This is a genomic window from Roseateles sp. GW835-FHT13E02 (assembly GCF_058794035.1).
The window spans coordinates 1-538 of record NZ_JBXAGJ010000059.1; the positions used below are offsets into that span (position 1 = coordinate 1).

Below are 538 nucleotides of genomic sequence, written 5' to 3' on the forward strand. Positions count from 1 at the left end.
AACGTTGAAGCTGAGCCGCAAGCGGCGTCTGGGCACGCAAGGCCCAGAATGAAATGAGGGCCTGAAGTGACCAGCCGTCGCGAGTCGGATCCAGCGACCAGTTAGGCCGCATTCTGCGCATGCTCCGGTGACAGCGCCCAGGCAGCGTAGCGCTTGATGTATGGTTTATTGCTGCTGAGGCACTTGCGACTTGCTGCAAGCACCTGCGGAAGATTGAGGTGCATAGCTAGGCGCAACTGATCTTTGAACTGCTCAGAGAACGAACCGTTTGAGAGGCGATCAAGAATGCATGCGAGTAGCTTCTCTTTTTGAGTGCGGCCAAGATCGCAATGTTTTAGGCGGCGGCACATCATGGCTCTGGCTCGGCCATGCCAGAGGCCCTGCGTCTCTGCCAGTACAAACTCAACACAACGCTCAACGACCCAAGGTTCGGGCTCAAGTAGACCGTCTGCAAGCGCGTGCAACTCGGCCTTCGAGAGTAGCGCCAAAGAAGCGTAGGCATTCGGGATCGACGTGCGCTCCATGTGCGGCCTAACGT

Annotated in this window: 1 protein-coding gene; it reads right to left on the minus strand. The window is 57.4% G+C overall.

The genetic code is table 11. The features are described 5' to 3' along the window. Positions 1–101 precede the first annotated feature (101 nt). The coding region (locus AC1Q6P_RS24005) for a hypothetical protein (RefSeq protein WP_492666277.1) at positions 102–538 on the minus strand (437 nt) is incomplete at its 5' end.